The following is a 20216-nucleotide window of genomic DNA, read 5'->3' on the forward strand; positions in this document are numbered from 1 at the left end:
TTCTAAAGAAGAAGCTGACTCCGCTTAGAGTCAGCTTCTTTATATTATGATGAAAAATTGTATTTTATTGCACGGTAGCCAATATCCGTTCGCCAGAATAAGCCATCTTTCTCAATATGCCCCAACTCTTTATATACTTCAGCTTGGGCGGAAGCCAAATCTTTCCCTTTTGCAGCGACCAGAAGCACACGTCCGCCATTCGAGATGAAATTCCCCTCACTATTGAGAGCCGTTCCAGCATGATAAACATGGGCATTCGGATCAATCTTTTCCAAGCCTTTAATGATAGATCCCTTTTTATATTCCCCTGGATATCCATCAGCTGCGACGACCACTCCAAGAACGGCTTCTTCATGCCATTCAAGTTGTAAATCCTCTCCAGAAAGAACCGCTTCTAGCGTATCTACGAAATCTGTTTTTAGGCGTGGTAAAACAACTTGCGTTTCCGGATCGCCAAAACGGGCATTGAACTCAATGACTTTTGTGCCTTTTTCAGTAGCGATCAACCCTGCATATAATATTCCTGTAAAACTCCGATTCTCCGATATCATCGCATTTACCGTGGGCTTAAGAATTGTTTCGACTGCAGTCTGAATCATTTCATCGGAAATTTGCGGCACCGGTGAGTATGCACCCATTCCACCTGTGTTCGGACCCTGATCTCCATCAAAAACCCGCTTATGATCTTGAGCAATTACCATCGGATACACTTTTTCCCCATTAACGAATGCCATCAATGAAAATTCCTCGCCATCAAGAAATTCCTCAATGACGACTTTGGCAGATGCTTCCCCGAACTTTGCTCCGACTAGCATATCATGGATGGCGTCTAACGCCTCTTCCATCGTCATAGCAACTACGACACCTTTTCCTGCAGCCAAACCATCCGCTTTTATGACGATGGGGGCTCCCATTTTTTCGATATATGCTTTTGCTGAATCATAATCAGAAAATGTTTCATATTCTGCTGTCGGAATGCTGTAGTTCTTCATTAAATCTTTAGCAAAGGATTTACTTCCCTCGATGACTGCAGCACGGCCATTAGGGCCAAATACCTGTAATCCTGCATCCGTAAAATCATCGGCAAGTCCATTCAACAATGGGGTTTCGGGCCCGATCACCGTTAATGAGACTGCATTCTTCTTGGCAAAGGCAACCAAATCCCCGTGATTGTTTTCATCAATTGGAACAAGAGTCGCTACATCGGTCATCCCTGGATTTCCCGGTGCTGCAAAAACAGTCCCCACCCGTTTACTTTCAAATAGCTTGCGGGCTATGGCATGCTCCCTGCCGCCCCGGCCAATTACTAGTACATTCATTATCGCACCTCATTTTTGATTAATGTTTAAAGTGACGAATTCCTGTAAACACCATCGTAATCCCATATTCATCAGCTTTCTTGATTGAATCCTCATCTTTAACAGATCCACCAGGCTGAATGATTGCCGTGACGCCCGCTTTCGCTGCCGCTTCTACAGTATCATCCATTGGGAAGAAAGCATCTGATGCCAATGCACTTCCTGTCGCTCTTTCCCCAGCTTGTTCCAGAGCAATTTTTGCAGCTCCCACACGGTTCATTTGACCTGCGCCAACGCCTAATGTCATTTGATCGTTACTTACCACTATTGCATTCGACTTGACATGTTTCACGATTTTCCAGCCAAGTTCCATGGCTTTCCACTCTTCAGGGGTAGGTTCACGTTTCGTTGCCACTTTTACCTCTGCATCCTTTAAGCTATGTGCATCCCGATCTTGAATAAGTAATCCGCCTTCAATGGATGTCAATTTACGTTCAGGCTTTTTAACCGCGTCGAAATCGATCGTTAATAAGCGAAGGTTTTTCTTGCTTGTCAATACTTCCAATGCCTCTTGCGTAAACCCAGGAGCAATGATGATTTCAAGGAAAATTTCATGAAGTTTTTCCGCAGTCGCCTTATCAACTTCACGATTCAAAGCGATGATCCCACCGAATATGGAAGTGGCATCTGCCTCATAAGCTTTTTCATATGCTTCCAAAATGGTTGCACCGACACCGACGCCGCAAGGATTCATATGTTTGACTGCAACAGCGGCCGGCTCATTGAATTCTTTAACGATTTGAAGTGCTGCATCAGCATCATTAATGTTGTTGTATGAAAGTTCTTTTCCATGTAATTGCTTCGCTTCTGCAATTGAGAAAACGGAACCGAGCGGCTTTTTATAGAATGCGGCTTTTTGATGTGGATTTTCCCCATAACGAAGCGACTGTTTCAATTCATAGGTAACAGTCAATGATTCAGGATTTTCTTCATCGGCAAGCTCTGTCATATACTCTGAAATAACGGCATCATATGCTGCTGTATGGCGGAAAACTTTTGCAGCCAGGCGGCGATTCGTGGTTTTTGATACCCCGCCGTTTTGTTTCAGCTCAGCCAATACGGTAGGATAATCATTGGAATCAACGATAACAGTCACATATTCGTGGTTTTTGGCAGAAGAACGAAGCATTGTCGGTCCCCCGATATCGATGTTTTCAATAGCATCTTCCACAGTGACTTCCGGTTTGGAAATAGTCGCTTGGAATGGATATAGGTTTACACAGACAAGTTGAATGGGTTCAATATTATGCTCTGCAAGCTGTGCTGCGTGATTTTTGTCATCATGTTTTGCCAACACTGCTCCATGGACATTCGGGTGAAGCGTTTTAACACGTCCATCCAATATTTCCGGGAAACCGGTGACGTCACTGATTCCAATTACCTCAATACCATTATCCTGCAACGTTTTTTTGGTACCGCCTGTAGAAATAATTTCAAAACCTGCTTCAATTAAACCTTGAGCAAATTCTACGATACCCGTTTTATCCGATACACTAATTAATGCACGTTTCTTCATGTTATGTTGGTCCCTCCATTAAGTAAGTTTCTTGTGGCATAGCTCCTGCAAAACTGACGGATACAAGTCATGCTCCATTTCCTGAATTCTTTTTTGGAGGATGTCTTTCGTATCCCCCTCAAGAATTGGCACTGCTTTTTGGGCAATGACCGGTCCTGTGTCCATTCCATCATCAACATAATGAACCGTTACCCCCGTTTCCTTCACTCCGGCGTTAAAAGCCTGGCCAATTGCATCCTTGCCTGGAAAACTAGGCAAGAGTGAAGGGTGGATGTTCACAATCCTCTGTGAATACTTTTGTAATAATGTCGGACCGATCAAACGCATATATCCGGCCAGAATGATAAATTCTATCTCATACTGGCGAAGTTTTTCCAGGATTTCCGATTCATACTCAGTCTTGTTAGAGTAATTCTTCGCTGAAAAGGAGAAAGAATCAATATTCTCAAGCTTAGCTCTCTCAAGCACATATGCGTCTTCACGATCGCAAATTACAAGACAGATTTCCGCCGCCAACTTTCCACTTTTTATTGCTTCAGCAATTGATTGAAAATTACTACCGTTACCTGATGCAAAGACAGCAAGGCGTTTCATTATTTGAACGACACTCCATTTCCATCCACAACCGTTCCAATAACTGAGGCTTCTTCACCGCAAGACCGTAGGTGGGCTAGCACATCTGATGCCACTTCTTTTTTCACGACAGCTGTCATTCCAATACCCATATTGAAGATATTGAACATTTCCTCTTTTACAAGGTTCCCTTTTTCTTCAAGGAATGAGAATATAGTTGGAATTTTCCAGCTTCCAAGCTCGATTTCAACACCGCATCCTTCAGGAAGAATACGCGGAATATTCTCGATGAACCCTCCACCAGTGATATGGGCAAGACCATTAACATCAAATTTTTCCAACGTCGATAAAATGGACTTCACATAGATTTTTGTCGGTTTTAATAATTCCTCTCCCAACTTGCAATCCAGTTCCGGTACGAAGTCATGAAGCGACAAACCTGAGTCTTCAAGAAGGACTTTACGAACAAGGGAATACCCATTACTGTGGATGCCGCTTGAAGCGAGTCCAATAACGACATCACCCGCCGAGATCGCTTCACCAGTAATTAGACGTGATTTTTCAACGGCACCTACAGTAAACCCTGCCACATCGTATTCTTCCGTCTCGTACATGCCTGGCATTTCAGCTGTTTCTCCGCCGATTAAAGCACAGCCCGCCTGCTCACAGCCATCTGCAATCCCTTTGACGATCATTTCAATTCGTTCAGGATCTGCTTTTCCGCAGGCAATATAATCTAAAAAGTATAAAGGTGCAGCACCTTGAACGACAACATCATTGACACACATAGCTACACAATCCACTCCAATTGTATCGTGTTTATCCATCATGAACGCCAACAAAAGTTTCGTACCCACTCCATCCGTACCAGAAATGAGCACAGGTTCTTTAAGGTTCAAGGAAGATAAATCAAACATGCCGCCGAAACCGCCCAGACCATTCATTACTTCTGGACGTAATGTGCGCTTTACATGTTTTTTCATTCGATTTACCGCTTCATAACCAGCCTCAATATCCACACCAGCCTGTTTATATGCATTAGCCATTTGAAATCCTCCTCCGAAAATCAATCCTCATTGCCGACTTGATTAACATTTTGTTTTTTCTCGTTCGTATTCAAAAATTTCAGTCGGATAATTCCCGGTGAAACAAGCTAGGCATGAACCGCGCGTTTCTCCAGGAAACGGTCGTCCAATTGCTTCGACCATACCTTCGACACTTAAAAAGGTTAAGGAATCAGCACCGATGATTTCCCTTATTTCCTCCACCGATTTAGAGCTCGCAATCAGTTCTTCCTTTTTAGACGTGTCAATGCCATAAAAACATGGATTCTTGATCGGTGGTGAGCTGATTACTACATGCACTTCTTTCGCTCCGGCATCTTTTAACATGCGTACAATCCTTCTGCTCGTTGTCCCGCGGACGATTGAATCATCAACCATTATGACCCGCTTACCTTCCACTACCCCTCTTACAGGTGATAGTTTCATCTTCACGCCTTGTTCACGCAGACTTTGTGATGGCTGAATGAACGTCCGTCCAACATACCGATTTTTTATTAAACCCATTTCATAGGGAATGCCTGCAGCTTCTGCATAGCCAATCGCTGCCGAAATGCTGGAATCAGGTACACCTGTAACTACATCGGCTTCAATTTTGGTTTCCAGCGCCATTTGCTTGCCAAGGTTTTTTCGTGCCGTATGAACATTGATACCATCAATGTTGCTATCCGGACGGGAAAAATACACGTACTCCATCGTGCACATTGCCTGTTGACTGGAAAGCGAAAAGTATTCGGATGTGATTCCCTCATCATTAATGACAACCAGTTCACCCGGCTCAATATCGCGGATGAATTCTGCACCTACAATATCAAGTGCACATGTTTCGGATGCAGCGAAATATGCATCGCCTATTTTCCCTAAGGAAAGTGGACGGAAGCCATGCGGATCTCTTGCCATGATCATTTGATTCTCTGTCATGATGACAAAGGCATAGGCTCCCTTCAACATGCTTAAACTATTCTTCACGGAATCTCTGACATCCGAGTAGCCGGAGCGTTTAATCAGATGTGCCAGAACTTCCGTATCAGATGTCGTTTGAAAAATGCTTCCCTGTCCTTCAAGCTGTGCTTTTAACTGATGGGCATTGACGATATTCCCATTATGAGCAAGGGCCAGCCCTCCTGTATGTGAATTGAACAAGAAAGGCTGAACATTTTGATACCCGCCACCGCCTGCCGTTGTATAACGGACATGGCCGATTGCCGCTTTTCCGGTACCGGAAAGTGCCTGCATTTTTTCGGCCGTGAATATCTCTGTGACAAGACCTTCGCCCTTAGAGATGGACATCTGCTCACCATCCGTCACGACGATGCCTGCTCCCTCTTGACCACGATGTTGTAAGCTATGCAAACCGTAGTAAGCAAGCTGTGCTGAATCGGGATGTCCCCAGACTCCAACAACACCACACTCTTCGTTTAGGCTTCTTATTTCAGCAAGCATGGTATGGCTCCCTTCCAAGCTGTTTGTAAATCTTCAACGTCCGCTTCCAATACTTTGCTATCACTGCCTGTTGCCACGACTAATTTATTATCATCCGTTACTGAGCCTATGCATATCGCATCTTCAACAAGTGCTTCAAATGCCGCTTGGTTTTCAGGATTGATGGAAAGTAGGAATCGTGATTGCGTTTCACTGAATAATTCGGATACCGGTTCGCCGGATATATCCACTTTTGCCCCAAGTTTGCTAGCCCCGAATAAAGATTCAGCTAAAGCCACTGCCAAACCGCCTTCCGAAAGGTCATGGGCTGATGCAACAAGTCCTTTTTGGATTGCAGTTAGAATTTGCTGCTGACGTTTTTGTTCAACGGCCAAATCAAGTTCTGGAGCTCGTCCAAATATTTTACCCTCAAGCATTTTCTGTAATTCACTGCCACCAAATTCAACTTTCGCTTCGCCGACCACATAAATCAAATCGGATTCATTTTTAAATGTTTGTGTAGTGATGTGCTGAAGGTCACTGACAAGACCAACCATTCCAACTACAGGTGTCGGATAAATCGCTTCACCATTCGTTTCATTGTAAAGGGAGACATTTCCGCCAATTACAGGAGTACTTAAGCTTCTGCAAGCTTCACTCATACCGTCTGCCGCTTTTTCCAATTGCCAAAATATTTCAGGTTTTTCTGGATTCCCAAAATTCAAGCAATCCGTAATCGCTAAAGGTTCCGCACCCGAACAAATGATGTTACGGGCAGCTTCAGCCACTGCGATTTTGCCACCTGTTTCAGGATCTAAATAAATAAAGCGGGAGTTGCAATCCGTCGTCATGGCAAGAGCCTTATTTGTACCCCGTACACGCACTACCGCCGCATCCGATCCAGGTGAGACGACTGTATTCGTGCGGACCATGTAATCATATTGGTCGTAGACCCATTCCTTACTCGAAATTGTCGGTTGCTTCAATAGTGATACCAATGTTTCTTTATAATCTCCAATGACTGGCACTTCTGCCGTCATGCTTTGGAAGTCACGGAAATATTGCGGTTCTGAAGATGGCTTGTGATAAATCGGAGCTTCTTCAGCCAATGCATCAACCGGAACCTCAGCAACGATTTCACCTTGATGGGAAAGTGTTAGATTTTTATCATCCGTTACTTCTCCAACAGCAACCGCTTCTAGGTCATATTTCGTAAACAAGTCAACTATTTCCTGTTCGCGTCCTTTAGTTACAACGATCAGCATCCGCTCTTGTGATTCAGAAAGCATCATTTCATATGCTGTCATTCCCGTTTCACGCTGCGGTACCAAATCAAGGTTCATCTTTATTCCTGAGCCAGCTTTGCTCGCCATTTCGGCAGATGAGCTTGTAAGACCCGCTGCTCCCATATCCTGAATACCAACAAGGGCATCATTTTGAATCAATTCAAGGCATGCTTCCAGAAGCAGTTTCTCCATGAATGGATCGCCTACTTGTACGGCAGGCCGTTTTTCTTCTGAAGACTCTGATAGCTCTTCTGATGCAAATGTTGCTCCATGAATACCATCCCGTCCAGTTTTGGCACCCACATACATCACTGTGTTGCCCACTCCATGCGCTTGGCCTTTTTTAATGTCCTTATGATCGATCAAACCGACACACATTGCATTGACCAGAGGATTTCCTTCATACGATGGATCAAATTGAATTTCTCCGCCGACAGTTGGAATTCCGATACAATTCCCGTATCCTGCAATCCCTGCAACCACTTCTTTAAATAAATATTTCACACGATCATTGTCTAACTCACCGAAGCGAAGCGAGTTCAACATCGCAATCGGACGGGCACCCATGGAGAAAACATCACGGATAATACCGCCGACACCAGTGGCAGCACCCTGATAAGGCTCAATTGCCGATGGGTGGTTATGACTTTCTATTTTAAAAACGACAGCCTGATCGTCACCGATATCAACGATACCTGCTCCTTCACCAGGACCTTGTAGCACTTTCTCCCCTGTAATCGGGAACTTCCTTAAGATGGGTTTTGAATTTTTGTAGGAACAATGCTCTGACCACATAACCGAAAACAATCCAGTTTCCGTATAATTCGGCAGTCTGCCTAAGATTTTCTCCACCATTGCAAATTCATCATCGGATAGTCCCATAGTTGCGTACAATCGATCCGATTTAATTTTTTCCGGACTTGGTTCAAGCTGTAATAACATGTGATTCCCTCCAGTTTTTTACGATGGATTGAAAAATCTTTAAGCCGTCTTTACTGCCAAGCAGCGAATCAACAGCACGTTCGGGATGAGGCATCATTCCGAGGACATTTCCTTGTTCATTTGTAATTCCCGCTATCTGTTCCAAGCTTCCGTTTGGATTTTCACCATCATACGTGAACAAGATTCGGTTGTTTCGTTTTAATTCAGCCAATGTCTCATTATCACAGTAGTAATTCCCTTCGCCATGGGCAACCGGAATCGTAATCGTTTCATTTAATTCATATCCTGTCGTGAACATCGATTGATTATTTTCAACCTTCAATCCTACATTGCGGCAAATGAATTTCAAGCCTTCATTCCGGCGCATCGCTCCAGGTAAAAGTCCTGCTTCAAGTAAAATCTGAAAACCATTGCAGACACCCAATACAGGCTTTCCTGCTTGTGCCGCTTTTACGACTTCGGCCATTACATTCGAGAATCGTGCAATTGCTCCAGAGCGTAAATAGTCTCCATAAGAGAAACCTCCAGGAAGGAGAATCCCATCATACTGATCTAGATTGTCTGTAGAGTGCCAAACATACTCCACTTCTTCCCCCAGGGCATCCTTTATCGCATGGTACATATCGACATCACAATTGGAACCGGGGAAAACTATGACAGCAAATTTCATTGGGTGATAACCTCCTCAACATCATAACGGTAAGCTTCAATTACCGTATTGGCCAATAGTTTTTCACACATTTCCTTCACAAGTTGATCTAAATCACGATCCGTATCCTTAATTGTAAGTTCAATGTATTTCCCCACTCGAACATCACTAACTTCGTTATAAGTCAAACTATGAAGAGATTGTTGCACTGCTGCTCCCTGTGGATCTAGTACACTTTCGCGTAGTGTGATATATACCTTAACCTTATACATGTTGAGTGCCCTCCAACTTTGCTAGTATTTTTTCGTAAGCATCTGTTAAACTGCCTAAATTACGGCGGAATACATCTTTGTCTAACTTTTCGTTCGTGTTAATATCCCATAATCGGCAGGTATCAGGTGAAATTTCATCTGCCAGCAGAATGTCTCCATTCGGGGTTTTACCGAACTCTAATTTAAAATCAATCAATTTAATGTCCAATTCTTTAAAGAAGGAAGTTAAGACGATACTGATTTCTTGTGCCTTTTCTTTTAAAATGGCTACATCTTCCTTGCTTGCAAGTTCCAATTCTTCAATATGGTCTTCCGTTAACAGAGGATCGCCGAGCTCGTCATCTTTATAGTAAAACTCAATCAGCGTTTTCTTGAGCGGCTGGCCTTCTTCAATGCCAGTCCTTTTAGAAAAACTGCCGGCCGCCGTATTTCTGACAACGACTTCAAGCGGAATGATGGATACCCTCTTGACTAGCTGCTCCCGGTCGGAAAGCTTTTCAATAAAATGGGACGGGATATTTTCCTGGGCAAGCTTTGAAAAAAGCAAGCTTGTAATTTGATTATTCAACTTACCTTTTCCTGCAATCTCTGACTTCTTCTCACCATTAAACGCTGTTGCCGAATCCTTGTATTCCACCCATACTATTTCACTGTTGTCCGTTGCAAAAATCTGTTTCGCTTTTCCTTCATACAACAATTCTCGTTTTTCCATCTGTCCAGACCCCCACATTGTGAATATTACGAATCTTCCTGCCATTGATCAGGCTTGGCAAACATATCACCGTTTAGAGGTGCCATGTTTGCCGCCTTCACTTTTATAAACCTAAACGATCAAAGATTACATCAACATTTTTCAAGTGATGTGTAGGATCGAAACAATCATCAAGTTCTTCTTTCGTAAGCAAGCTTGTGATTTTATCATCCTTTTCGATCAGGCTTCTGAATGGAACCTGAAGCTCCCATGCTTCCATCGCTTTCGGCTGAACCGTATCATAAGCTTCTTCACGGACAAGTCCTTTATCGATAAGGGAAAGCAGCACACGTTGTGAGAAAATCAATCCCAGCGTACGGTCCATATTGCGTTTCATATTTTCTGGATAAACGGTCAAGTTCTTAACTATGTTGCTGAAACGGTTCAGCATGTAGTTTAATGCGATCGTTGCATCCGGCAAGATGATGCGCTCAGCAGAAGAATGAGAAATGTCACGCTCATGCCATAATGGCACATTCTCATATGCTGTCATCATGTAACCGCGGATTACACGAGCCATACCCGTCATATTTTCTGAGCCGATTGGATTCCGTTTATGAGGCATTGCCGAAGATCCCTTTTGTCCTTTTGCAAAGAATTCTTCCACTTCGCGTGTTTCACTTTTTTGCAAGCCGCGAATTTCCACTGCGAACTTTTCAATTGATGTCGCAATTAAAGCCAATGTGCTCATATAATGTGCGTGGCGATCGCGCTGCAATGTTTGTGTTGAAATAGGCGCTGCCTCAAGGCCAAGCTTTTCACAAACGAATTTTTCAACGAACGGGTCGATGTTAGCGTAGGTTCCGACAGCTCCAGAGATTTTCCCAACCTCTATGTTCTTTCTAGCTTCTTCAAAACGTTCGACATTCCGTTTCATTTCTTGATACCAAAGGGCCAGTTTCAACCCAAAAGTGGTCGGTTCCGCATGAACTCCATGTGTACGTCCCATTTGAACCGTGTATTTATGTTCTTTCGCTTTATTTTTCAGGATCTCCACGAAGTTATTTAAATCCTTGGCAAGGATATCATTCGCTTGCTTTATCACATATGAAAGAGCTGTATCCACCACATCAGTAGAAGTCAGTCCGTAATGGACCCATTTCCGTTCTTCACCCAACGTTTCAGAAACCGCACGTGTAAAAGCAACAACATCGTGGCGTGTATCTATTTCGATTTCATTGATACGGTCCACATCGAATGTAGCATTTTCACGAAGAAGCTTTACATCTTCTTTTGGAATGACACCTAGTTCAGACCATGCTTCACAAGCTAAGATTTCAACTTCCAACCACGCATTAAAGCGGTTCTTTTCTGTCCAAATGTTTCCCATCTCTGGGCGGGTATAACGTTCAATCATTTTAGTTCCTCCGTTTCAACCTGTTGATTCCATATTTTGCTTCGATCACTTTCCAAAAGAGCTTCCTCAATCGTTGGACGTAAAATATTCACATGACCCATTTTCCTCTTAAGCTTGGCTTCTTTCTTACCGTAAAGGTGAACCTTCCAATCTGATAGCGTCGGAATTTCATCCATTAAGGGTCCGATATGCTCACCAAGGATGTTTATCATTACCACAGGCTTCAATAACGCCGTATTTCCGAGCGGCCAATTGCAGACGGCCCTTATATGCTGTTCGAACTGTGAAGTCTCACATGCTTCCATTGTATAATGGCCTGAGTTATGAGGTCTTGGCGCTAATTCATTAATGATGATCTCATCCTGAGCGGTTAAAAACATCTCTACTGCCAATGTCCCCACCAAATCAAGCTTCTCTGCAAGCTGCAAAGCTTCATTAATAGCTTTCCGTTCAGCCTGTTGACTAATACGGGCGGGAACAATACTTTTATGAAGAATGTTTTCAATATGAATGTTTTCCGCAATCGGAAAATGACTTGCCTCGCCATCTGCCTTGCGCGTCACGATAATGGAGATTTCTTTTACGAAAGGAATCCAGGCTTCCAGCACACATTTACCTGTTTTGAGCAGAGATTCAGCCTGTTTGATATCGGCTTCTTCCTTTATGACCAACTGCCCTTTTCCATCATAACCGCCCCGCGTCGTTTTTAACACACTAGGGTACCCTAATTTCTCTATATGAAGGTGAATTTCTGAAATATCCTGTATTTCCTGATATGGAGCAACAGAAGCTCCCGCATCAGAAATGGCTTTTTTTTCAGTAAGTCTATCCTGCGTCAGCTTTAATAATTCTGAGCCCTGTGGAAGAAATGCATGTTGCTTTAACCAATCCAGGGCTTCTGAACTGATATTTTCAAACTCGTATGTTATGACGTCACTGACCTCAGCTAATTTTTTCAATGCTTCGATATCATCATAAGCACCAGTGATTTCTATATCCGCCACTTGAGCACATGGACCTTCTGCAGTCGGCTCAAGGACCGCTATCTTAAAGCCCGATGCCTTAGCCGATAAGGCCATCATCCTGCCCAATTGCCCACCGCCGATTATTCCAATGGTCTGTCCCGGTAAAATGATTGTATTATTTAAGTTGTTCACTGCTCTGTAACACCTTTTCTCTGGTTTCGTCTCGTAAAGCCTCTAACCTATCAGCAATGTCAGAATCAAAAGCTGCTAATATTTGAGCCGCAAACAAACCGGCATTGACTGCGCCCGCTTTTCCGATCGCAACCGTTGCAACCGGTACGCCACCAGGCATTTGAACAATCGATAATAACGAATCCATCCCATTTAATGCCTTCGACTGTATTGGTACGCCTATCACAGGGACAATCGTTTTAGCGGCGGTCATACCTGGAAGATGTGCAGCCCCGCCTGCTCCGGCAATAATCACTTTAATCTCTCTCTCTTTTGCACTCTCTGCATATTCAAATAGTAAATCCGGCGTCCGGTGGGCGGAAACGACTCTTTTTTCATAGGGAATCTCAAGCTGTTCCAATGACTCACAAGCGTATTTCATCGTTTCCCAATCCGAGACACTTCCCATAATAACCCCAACTTGCGGTTTCATATAATCTTTCCCTCCAACACTCATATTATGGCGTCCCTAGTATGCAGACGGACGCTTATCATTATCTATCACATGTAAATTAAAAAACCGGACAGGTTGCTTCCTCATCGAGAAAGCAGCCTGTCCGGAAAAGAAAGCCCTTTTTGAAAAAATACAAAAAGACTTGGCTAGTTTCCAAAATAGTCAGATGCTTTTCTCATAGTCCGATGATTTACGGTCATCAGGTAGAAACTTTTGGGCCATATCCCCATGATTATATGAGATGTATTAATGTAACTTCATCTTACCTTCCGGCCATTTTAATGTCAAGTTAAAATCGAATATTTTTACACGATATTATCTAATCGTTCGTGTTTTACTCAATTAATTTTGCTTCGAATACAATTTTTCGATCAATTGGCACATAATGGACTTTGCCATTCTCGATTCTCTCGGCAAAGATAGGCTCTTCCGTTCGCCTTACAGGAAAGTACCCTGCAGCTTTAATTCGATCTAAACATGCATCGATCGACTCGCCTTCGATAACTTCAAACTTTTCCTTACTCTTTTTACTCACAATACCGATCCCTTCCATAATTTTATTATGTCTGTCTTCTTCTTTAGCATCCAACTTGCATTAATATCATTAATAAATTCTTCATAGTATAATGAAAAGAACAAGTAAAGACAAGAATACATTTCAATAAAACCGATTACATCATAATACAAATTCCATAATTCCCCCGATTATGAAATCCCTCTCTTTCGTAAAAGTACCTACACACATAAATTATACATCCCCTTTAATATCCTCCCCTTCTCCCCCTTCTGAATTACTATAGCCTGACTCATGAAATTAACCTCTGCTCCACGATCGATACATATTCGTATATTGCTCTCATGAATCATTTCAATTCAAGTGAGGTCGATTATAAAAGAATTCGAGAGGATTTAAAGATAGTTCGAATTTATTAGCCTACAGGTCGATTTTTCCAATCTTGGTCGGAATTCTGCGGGGTTTAATTATTTCATTTAAAGAATTTGCGTTAATTCTCCCTGAAACTGATAACATAGAATGCAAAAAAGACCAGCCGGATGGCTGATCTTTGAAATGGCTTGGCGGCGTCCTACTCTCACAGGGGGAAACCCCCAACTACCATCGGCGCTGAAGAGCTTAACTGCCGTGTTCGGAATGGGAACGGGTGTGACCTCTTCGCTATCGCCACCAAACATGAAAGGAACGTTGTTCCTTCAAAACTAGATAATAAGAAGGTATTTCATTTTTTTAAAGCGTTGGTTAAGTCCTCGATCTATTAGTATCAGTCAGCTCCACATGTCGCCACGCTTCCACCTCTGACCTATCAACCTGATCATCTTTCAGGGATCTTACTAGCTTGCGCCATGGGAAATCTCATCTTGAGGGGGGCTTCATGCTTAGATGCTTTCAGCACTTATCCCGTCCGCACGTAGCTACCCAGCTATGCCTTTGGCAAGACAACTGGTACACCAGCGGTGCGTCCATCCCGGTCCTCTCGTACTAAGGACAGCTCCTCTCAAATTTCCTGCGCCCGCGACGGATAGGGACCGAACTGTCTCACGACGTTCTGAACCCAGCTCGCGTACCGCTTTAATGGGCGAACAGCCCAACCCTTGGGACCGACTACAGCCCCAGGATGCGATGAGCCGACATCGAGGTGCCAAACCTCCCCGTCGATGTGGACTCTTGGGGGAGATAAGCCTGTTATCCCCGGGGTAGCTTTTATCCGTTGAGCGATGGCCCTTCCATGCGGAACCACCGGATCACTAAGCCCGACTTTCGTCCCTGCTCGACTTGTAGGTCTCGCAGTCAAGCTCCCTTGTGCCTTTACACTCTACGAATGATTTCCAACCATTCTGAGGGAACCTTTGGGCGCCTCCGTTACTCTTTAGGAGGCGACCGCCCCAGTCAAACTGCCCACCTGACACTGTCTCCCACCCCGATAAGGGGCGCGGGTTAGAATTTCAATACAGCCAGGGTAGTATCCCACCAACGCCTCCACCGAAGCTAGCGCTCCGGCTTCTCAGGCTCCTACCTATCCTGTACAAGCTGTACCAAAATTCAATATCAGGCTGCAGTAAAGCTCCACGGGGTCTTTCCGTCCTGTCGCGGGTAACCTGCATCTTCACAGGTACTATAATTTCACCGAGTCTCTCGTTGAGACAGTGCCCAGATCGTTACACCTTTCGTGCGGGTCGGAACTTACCCGACAAGGAATTTCGCTACCTTAGGACCGTTATAGTTACGGCCGCCGTTTACTGGGGCTTCGGTTCAAAGCTTCGCTTGCGCTAACCTCTCCCCTTAACCTTCCAGCACCGGGCAGGTGTCAGCCCCTATACTTCGCCTTGCGGCTTCGCAGAGACCTGTGTTTTTGCTAAACAGTCGCCTGGGCCTATTCACTGCGGCTTTTCTGGGCTATTCACCCTAAAAAGCACCCCTTCTCCCGAAGTTACGGGGTCATTTTGCCGAGTTCCTTAACGAGAGTTCTCTCGCACACCTTAGGATTCTCTCCTCGCCTACCTGTGTCGGTTTGCGGTACGGGCACCTTACATCTCACTAGAGGCTTTTCTTGGCAGCGTGGAATCAGGAACTTCGGTACTATATTTCCCTCGCCATCACAGCTCCGCCTTAATGGAAACGGGATTTGCCTCGTTTCCGGCCTAACTGCTTGGACGCGCATATCCAACAGCGCGCTTACCCTATCCTTCTGCGTCCCCCCATCGTTCAAACGATGTATAGGTGGTACAGGAATATCAACCTGTTGTCCATCGCCTACGCCTTTCGGCCTCGGCTTAGGTCCCGACTAACCCTGAGCGGACGAGCCTTCCTCAGGAAACCTTAGGCATTCGGTGGAAGGGATTCTCACCCTTCTTTCGCTACTCATACCGGCATTCTCACTTCTAAGCGCTCCACCAGTCCTTCCGGTCTGACTTCAACGCCCTTAGAACGCTCTCCTACCATCGACACCTAATGGTGTCAATCCACAGCTTCGGTGATACGTTTAGCCCCGGTACATTTTCGGCGCGGAGTCACTCGACCAGTGAGCTATTACGCACTCTTTAAATGGTGGCTGCTTCTAAGCCAACATCCTGGTTGTCTAAGCAACTCCACATCCTTTTCCACTTAACGTATACTTTGGGACCTTAGCTGGTGGTCTGGGCTGTTTCCCTTTCGACTACGGATCTTATCACTCGCAGTCTGACTCCCAAGAATAAGTATTTGGCATTCGGAGTTTGACTGAATTCGGTAACCCGTTGGGGGCCCCTAGTCCAATCAGTGCTCTACCTCCAATACTCTCATCTTGAGGCTAGCCCTAAAGCTATTTCGGAGAGAACCAGCTATCTCCAGGTTCGATTGGAATTTCTCCGCTACCCACACCTCATCCCCGCACTTTTCAACGTGCGTGGGTTCGGGCCTCCATTCAGTGTTACCTGAACTTCACCCTGGACATGGGTAGATCACCTGGTTTCGGGTCTACGACCTCATACTCATTCGCCCTATTCAGACTCGCTTTCGCTGCGGCTCCGTCTCATCAACTTAACCTCGCATGAAATCGTAACTCGCCGGTTCATTCTACAAAAGGCACGCCATTACCCATTAACGGGCTTTGACTACTTGTAGGCACACGGTTTCAGGATCTATTTCACTCCCCTTCCGGGGTGCTTTTCACCTTTCCCTCACGGTACTGGTTCACTATCGGTCACTAGGGAGTATTTAGCCTTGGGAGATGGTCCTCCCTGCTTCCGACGGGATTTCTCGTGTCCCGCCGTACTCAGGATCCACTCAGGAGGGAACGAAGTTTCAACTACAGGGTTTTTACCTTCTTCGACGGATCTTTCCAGATCGCTTCATTTACCCCGTTCCTTTGTAACTCCATGTTGAGTGTCCTACAACCCCAAGAGGCAAGCCTCTTGGTTTGGGCTAATTCCGTTTCGCTCGCCGCTACTCAGGAAATCGCATTTGCTTTCTCTTCCTCCGGGTACTTAGATGTTTCAGTTCCCCGGGTCTGCCTTCAGTACCCTATGTATTCAGGTAAAGATACTGTTCCATTACGAACAGTGGGTTTCCCCATTCGGAAATCTCCGGATCAAAGCTTACTTACAGCTCCCCGAAGCATATCGGTGTTAGTCCCGTCCTTCATCGGCTCCTAGTGCCAAGGCATCCACCGTGCGCCCTTTCTAACTTAACCGTTAAAAAAGATCTTACAGATGCTTTGAAAAAAATTAATTGCCTTCTATCTATTATCTAGTTTTCAAGGAACAAAGCAGAAAGAATCCATCACATCGTGATGTTTGTCTTTCCTATTTGAATGAATCACTCATTCAAAACTGAACAAAACAAAAGCGCTCTCGTAATTATCCTTAGAAAGGAGGTGATCCAGCCGCACCTTCCGATACGGCTACCTTGTTACGACTTCACCCCAATCATCTGTCCCACCTTAGGCGGCTGGCTCCATGAAGGTTACCTCACCGACTTCGGGTGTTACAAACTCTCGTGGTGTGACGGGCGGTGTGTACAAGGCCCGGGAACGTATTCACCGCGGCATGCTGATCCGCGATTACTAGCGATTCCGGCTTCATGTAGGCGAGTTGCAGCCTACAATCCGAACTGAGAATGGCTTTATGGGATTCGCTTACCTTCGCAGGTTTGCAGCCCTTTGTACCATCCATTGTAGCACGTGTGTAGCCCAGGTCATAAGGGGCATGATGATTTGACGTCATCCCCACCTTCCTCCGGTTTGTCACCGGCAGTCACCTTAGAGTGCCCAACTGAATGCTGGCAACTAAGATCAAGGGTTGCGCTCGTTGCGGGACTTAACCCAACATCTCACGACACGAGCTGACGACAACCATGCACCACCTGTCACTCTGTCCCCCGAAGGGGAAAGCCCTATCTCTAGGGTTGTCAGAGGATGTCAAGACCTGGTAAGGTTCTTCGCGTTGCTTCGAATTAAACCACATGCTCCACCGCTTGTGCGGGCCCCCGTCAATTCCTTTGAGTTTCAGCCTTGCGGCCGTACTCCCCAGGCGGAGTGCTTAATGCGTTAGCTGCAGCACTAAAGGGCGGAAACCCTCTAACACTTAGCACTCATCGTTTACGGCGTGGACTACCAGGGTATCTAATCCTGTTTGCTCCCCACGCTTTCGCGCCTCAGTGTCAGTTACAGACCAGAAAGTCGCCTTCGCCACTGGTGTTCCTCCAAATCTCTACGCATTTCACCGCTACACTTGGAATTCCACTTTCCTCTTCTGCACTCAAGTTCCCCAGTTTCCAATGACCCTCCACGGTTGAGCCGTGGGCTTTCACATCAGACTTAAGGAACCACCTGCGCGCGCTTTACGCCCAATAATTCCGGACAACGCTTGCCACCTACGTATTACCGCGGCTGCTGGCACGTAGTTAGCCGTGGCTTTCTGGTTAGGTACCGTCAAGGTACCAGCAGTTACTCTGGTACTTGTTCTTCCCTAACAACAGAACTTTACGACCCGAAGGCCTTCTTCGTTCACGCGGCGTTGCTCCGTCAGACTTTCGTCCATTGCGGAAGATTCCCTACTGCTGCCTCCCGTAGGAGTCTGGGCCGTGTCTCAGTCCCAGTGTGGCCGATCACCCTCTCAGGTCGGCTACGCATCGTCGCCTTGGTGAGCCATTACCTCACCAACTAGCTAATGCGCCGCGGGCCCATCTATAAGTGACAGCGTAAACCGTCTTTCCATCTTCTCTCATGCGAGAAAAGAACGTATCCGGTATTAGCTCCGGTTTCCCGAAGTTATCCCAGTCTTATAGGCAGGTTGCCCACGTGTTACTCACCCGTCCGCCGCTAATCTCAGGGAGCAAGCTCCCATCGATTCGCTCGACTTGCATGTATTAGGCACGCCGCCAGCGTTCGTCCTGAGCCAGGATCAAACTCTCCGAAGAAATGTTTGACTTGCTCATTTGCTTTTTTGATAGTGTGTGCTCACTTAAAATTTAACGTTGGCGCTTTGTTTTGTTCAGTTTTCAAAGAGCAATTTTCACATTCGTTCTTTCGAACGGCTGTTTATTCATCATAACATCTTATTGATTAGTTGTCAACTTCTGCGAAGTTTTTAACTTATTTTAAATCGCTGTGTTTTTCAGCGACCATTTCATCTTATCATTTTCATAGTAAGAAGTCAATAGTTATTTTTTCTTTCAGCAATCAGCCAAAAGTGATGAAGTTTTTCATTTGTCTTAGTTGGTGCTTATTTATATTAATCCTTTCCCACTATAAAGTCAACACATTTCATACATTTCCTTGTTAAATGATTTAATCAATTATATGGAGGAATAAATGTACCTGTCATACCTTGGCTTCCGCTTAAAACATATAATCCAACAAAATCATTGATCCCATCCATTTTATTAAATAAAGCCCCATTTGAAACATATTCCCCTTCAACCTAGTAATGTTTTTGGCAAAATCCATAAAACCTGCAAGTGATAGGTAATGGCGATAACAACCTGGTATAGATGAGGAAACGTATAATTAGATGTATAAAATCGAATACTGAAAAACTGATTGTTCCTTTCGGATAGATTGATTTAGAAATAAACCGCTAAATCACGGATTTTCATTGTCCAAATATTAAAAAATTTTTTTACAATTTTACTTTCTTGTACTATAATAAATATATTTTAAAAATTTCAGAAGAGACTTTTAATCATTATAAAATATAGTTGGGAGAGGGATTTATAAATGATTAATAAAAACACATCTTTGAGGATGCAAAGTATCGTTTTTATTGGCTTTATGGGGGTAGGAAAGACGACGATCGGACAGAAAGTAGCAAGGAAATTATATAGGGACTTTATTGATATAGATCAAGAAATTGAAAAGGAATTCAATATGCCCACTACAGAAATATTCAAGAAGTTTGGGGAAAAAGCTTTTCGCGAAAAAGAAAAAAGTGTAATTGAAAGCTTTAGTCAACAACAATTGAAAATCATTTCAGTTGGAGGCGGGGCATTTTTACAAGAGGATATACGGAATATATGTTTAGCCAATTGCATTGTCTTTTATCTGGACTTATCTTGGGATTACTGGAAAGAAAGAATAGGCTTACTTATTGATAGTAGACCTGTTTTACAAAGTCGGTCCCTTGAGGAAATCGAAGAACTCTTTTACACCAGACAAGAAATATACTCCTATCATCATTCAAAAGTGAATACCAATGATCTTGATGTTGATGAAGTGGCAGACTTCATAGTCGATTCATTGAAAGTGGCCTGGGATATTTATGAACCGCTTAAGTAAGACCATCCTTTTTATAGGTAATCAATGTTCCCAATAAAAGAATAATAGAAAAGATGAAAAGGGTACAGTGGTATGGATACCTAGCCTCCTGTAAACTAATCACCTTTTTAT

The 20216-nt window shown here is 44.4% G+C and carries 14 protein-coding genes, 3 rRNA genes and 1 riboswitch; of the genes, 1 reads left to right on the forward strand and 16 read right to left on the reverse strand.

From position 1 onward, the window contains the following. Positions 1 to 44: 44 nt before the first annotated feature. The 16 genes from purD to QFZ73_RS09110 form a co-directional block, all read right to left on the reverse strand. Positions 45 to 1319 (reverse strand): phosphoribosylamine--glycine ligase, encoded by a 1275-nt coding sequence (gene purD / locus QFZ73_RS09035; RefSeq protein ID WP_307265490.1) that lies wholly within the window; start codon positions 1317 to 1319, stop codon positions 45 to 47. A gap of 19 nt (positions 1320 to 1338) precedes the next feature. Beyond that, positions 1339 to 2874 carry a bifunctional phosphoribosylaminoimidazolecarboxamide formyltransferase/IMP cyclohydrolase gene (purH, locus tag QFZ73_RS09040; RefSeq protein ID WP_307265494.1) on the reverse strand — a complete coding sequence of 512 codons (1536 nt, stop codon included), beginning with the start codon at positions 2872 to 2874 and terminating at the stop codon, positions 1339 to 1341. Between the two features lie 18 nt (positions 2875 to 2892). Beyond that, positions 2893 to 3468, reverse strand: a complete 576-nt coding sequence (purN, locus tag QFZ73_RS09045; RefSeq protein ID WP_307265498.1) for a phosphoribosylglycinamide formyltransferase — start codon at positions 3466 to 3468, stop codon at positions 2893 to 2895. Beyond that, complete coding sequence (gene purM / locus QFZ73_RS09050) at positions 3468 to 4493, reverse strand: phosphoribosylformylglycinamidine cyclo-ligase (RefSeq protein WP_251432244.1); 1026 nt, start codon at positions 4491 to 4493, stop codon at positions 3468 to 3470. The genes purN and purM overlap by 1 nt, the downstream gene beginning before the upstream one ends. Before the next feature lie 42 nt (positions 4494 to 4535). Then, on the reverse strand, positions 4536 to 5951 hold the full coding sequence (gene purF / locus QFZ73_RS09055) for an amidophosphoribosyltransferase (protein ID WP_207440664.1): 1416 nt from the start codon (positions 5949 to 5951) through the stop codon (positions 4536 to 4538). Then, on the reverse strand, positions 5936 to 8158 hold the full coding sequence (gene purL, locus QFZ73_RS09060; protein ID WP_307265503.1) for a phosphoribosylformylglycinamidine synthase subunit PurL: 2223 nt from the start codon (positions 8156 to 8158) through the stop codon (positions 5936 to 5938). The genes purF and purL overlap by 16 nt, the downstream gene beginning before the upstream one ends. Further along, a complete protein-coding gene (gene purQ, locus QFZ73_RS09065; RefSeq protein WP_034306116.1) occupies positions 8142 to 8828 on the reverse strand; it encodes a phosphoribosylformylglycinamidine synthase subunit PurQ in 687 nt (228 codons plus the stop codon). The genes purL and purQ overlap by 17 nt, the downstream gene beginning before the upstream one ends. Continuing rightward, complete coding sequence (gene purS, locus QFZ73_RS09070) at positions 8825 to 9079, reverse strand: phosphoribosylformylglycinamidine synthase subunit PurS (RefSeq protein WP_034306118.1); 255 nt, start codon at positions 9077 to 9079, stop codon at positions 8825 to 8827. The genes purQ and purS overlap by 4 nt, the downstream gene beginning before the upstream one ends. Further along, complete coding sequence (gene purC / locus QFZ73_RS09075) at positions 9072 to 9791, reverse strand: phosphoribosylaminoimidazolesuccinocarboxamide synthase (protein ID WP_063235720.1); 720 nt, start codon at positions 9789 to 9791, stop codon at positions 9072 to 9074. Before purC ends, purS begins: the two co-directional genes overlap by 8 nt. A gap of 103 nt (positions 9792 to 9894) precedes the next feature. After that, positions 9895 to 11187, reverse strand: a complete 1293-nt coding sequence (purB, locus tag QFZ73_RS09080; RefSeq protein ID WP_251432248.1) for an adenylosuccinate lyase — start codon at positions 11185 to 11187, stop codon at positions 9895 to 9897. After that, positions 11184 to 12344, reverse strand: a complete 1161-nt coding sequence (gene purK / locus QFZ73_RS09085) for a 5-(carboxyamino)imidazole ribonucleotide synthase (protein WP_251432250.1) — start codon at positions 12342 to 12344, stop codon at positions 11184 to 11186. Before purK ends, purB begins: the two co-directional genes overlap by 4 nt. Further along, on the reverse strand, positions 12328 to 12816 hold the full coding sequence (gene purE, locus QFZ73_RS09090; RefSeq protein WP_251432251.1) for a 5-(carboxyamino)imidazole ribonucleotide mutase: 489 nt from the start codon (positions 12814 to 12816) through the stop codon (positions 12328 to 12330). The genes purK and purE overlap by 17 nt, the downstream gene beginning before the upstream one ends. A gap of 179 nt (positions 12817 to 12995) precedes the next feature. After that, positions 12996 to 13097, reverse strand: a riboswitch (purine riboswitch). A gap of 74 nt (positions 13098 to 13171) precedes the next feature. Next, a complete protein-coding gene (locus QFZ73_RS09095) occupies positions 13172 to 13372 on the reverse strand; it encodes an NETI motif-containing protein (RefSeq protein ID WP_207440658.1) in 201 nt (66 codons plus the stop codon). Between the two features lie 537 nt (positions 13373 to 13909). Then, positions 13910 to 14025: ribosomal RNA gene (gene rrf, locus QFZ73_RS09100) — 5S ribosomal RNA — on the reverse strand. A gap of 63 nt (positions 14026 to 14088) precedes the next feature. Continuing rightward, positions 14089 to 17021, reverse strand: a 23S ribosomal RNA gene (locus QFZ73_RS09105). A gap of 176 nt (positions 17022 to 17197) precedes the next feature. Further along, positions 17198 to 18748, reverse strand: a 16S ribosomal RNA gene (locus QFZ73_RS09110). The 16S, 23S and 5S rRNA genes sit together here, the layout of an rRNA operon. Positions 18749 to 19547: 799 nt before the next feature. Between QFZ73_RS09110 and QFZ73_RS09115 the strand changes: the two genes are divergently transcribed. After that, the gene (locus QFZ73_RS09115) at positions 19548 to 20105 is read left to right on the forward strand and encodes a shikimate kinase (protein WP_307265515.1); all 558 of its coding nucleotides are present in this window, start codon (positions 19548 to 19550) and stop codon (positions 20103 to 20105) included. The last annotated feature ends 111 nt before the right edge of the window (positions 20106 to 20216 follow it).

Source organism: Peribacillus sp. V2I11 (assembly GCF_030817135.1).
Classification (GTDB): domain Bacteria; phylum Bacillota; class Bacilli; order Bacillales; family DSM-1321; genus Peribacillus; species Peribacillus simplex.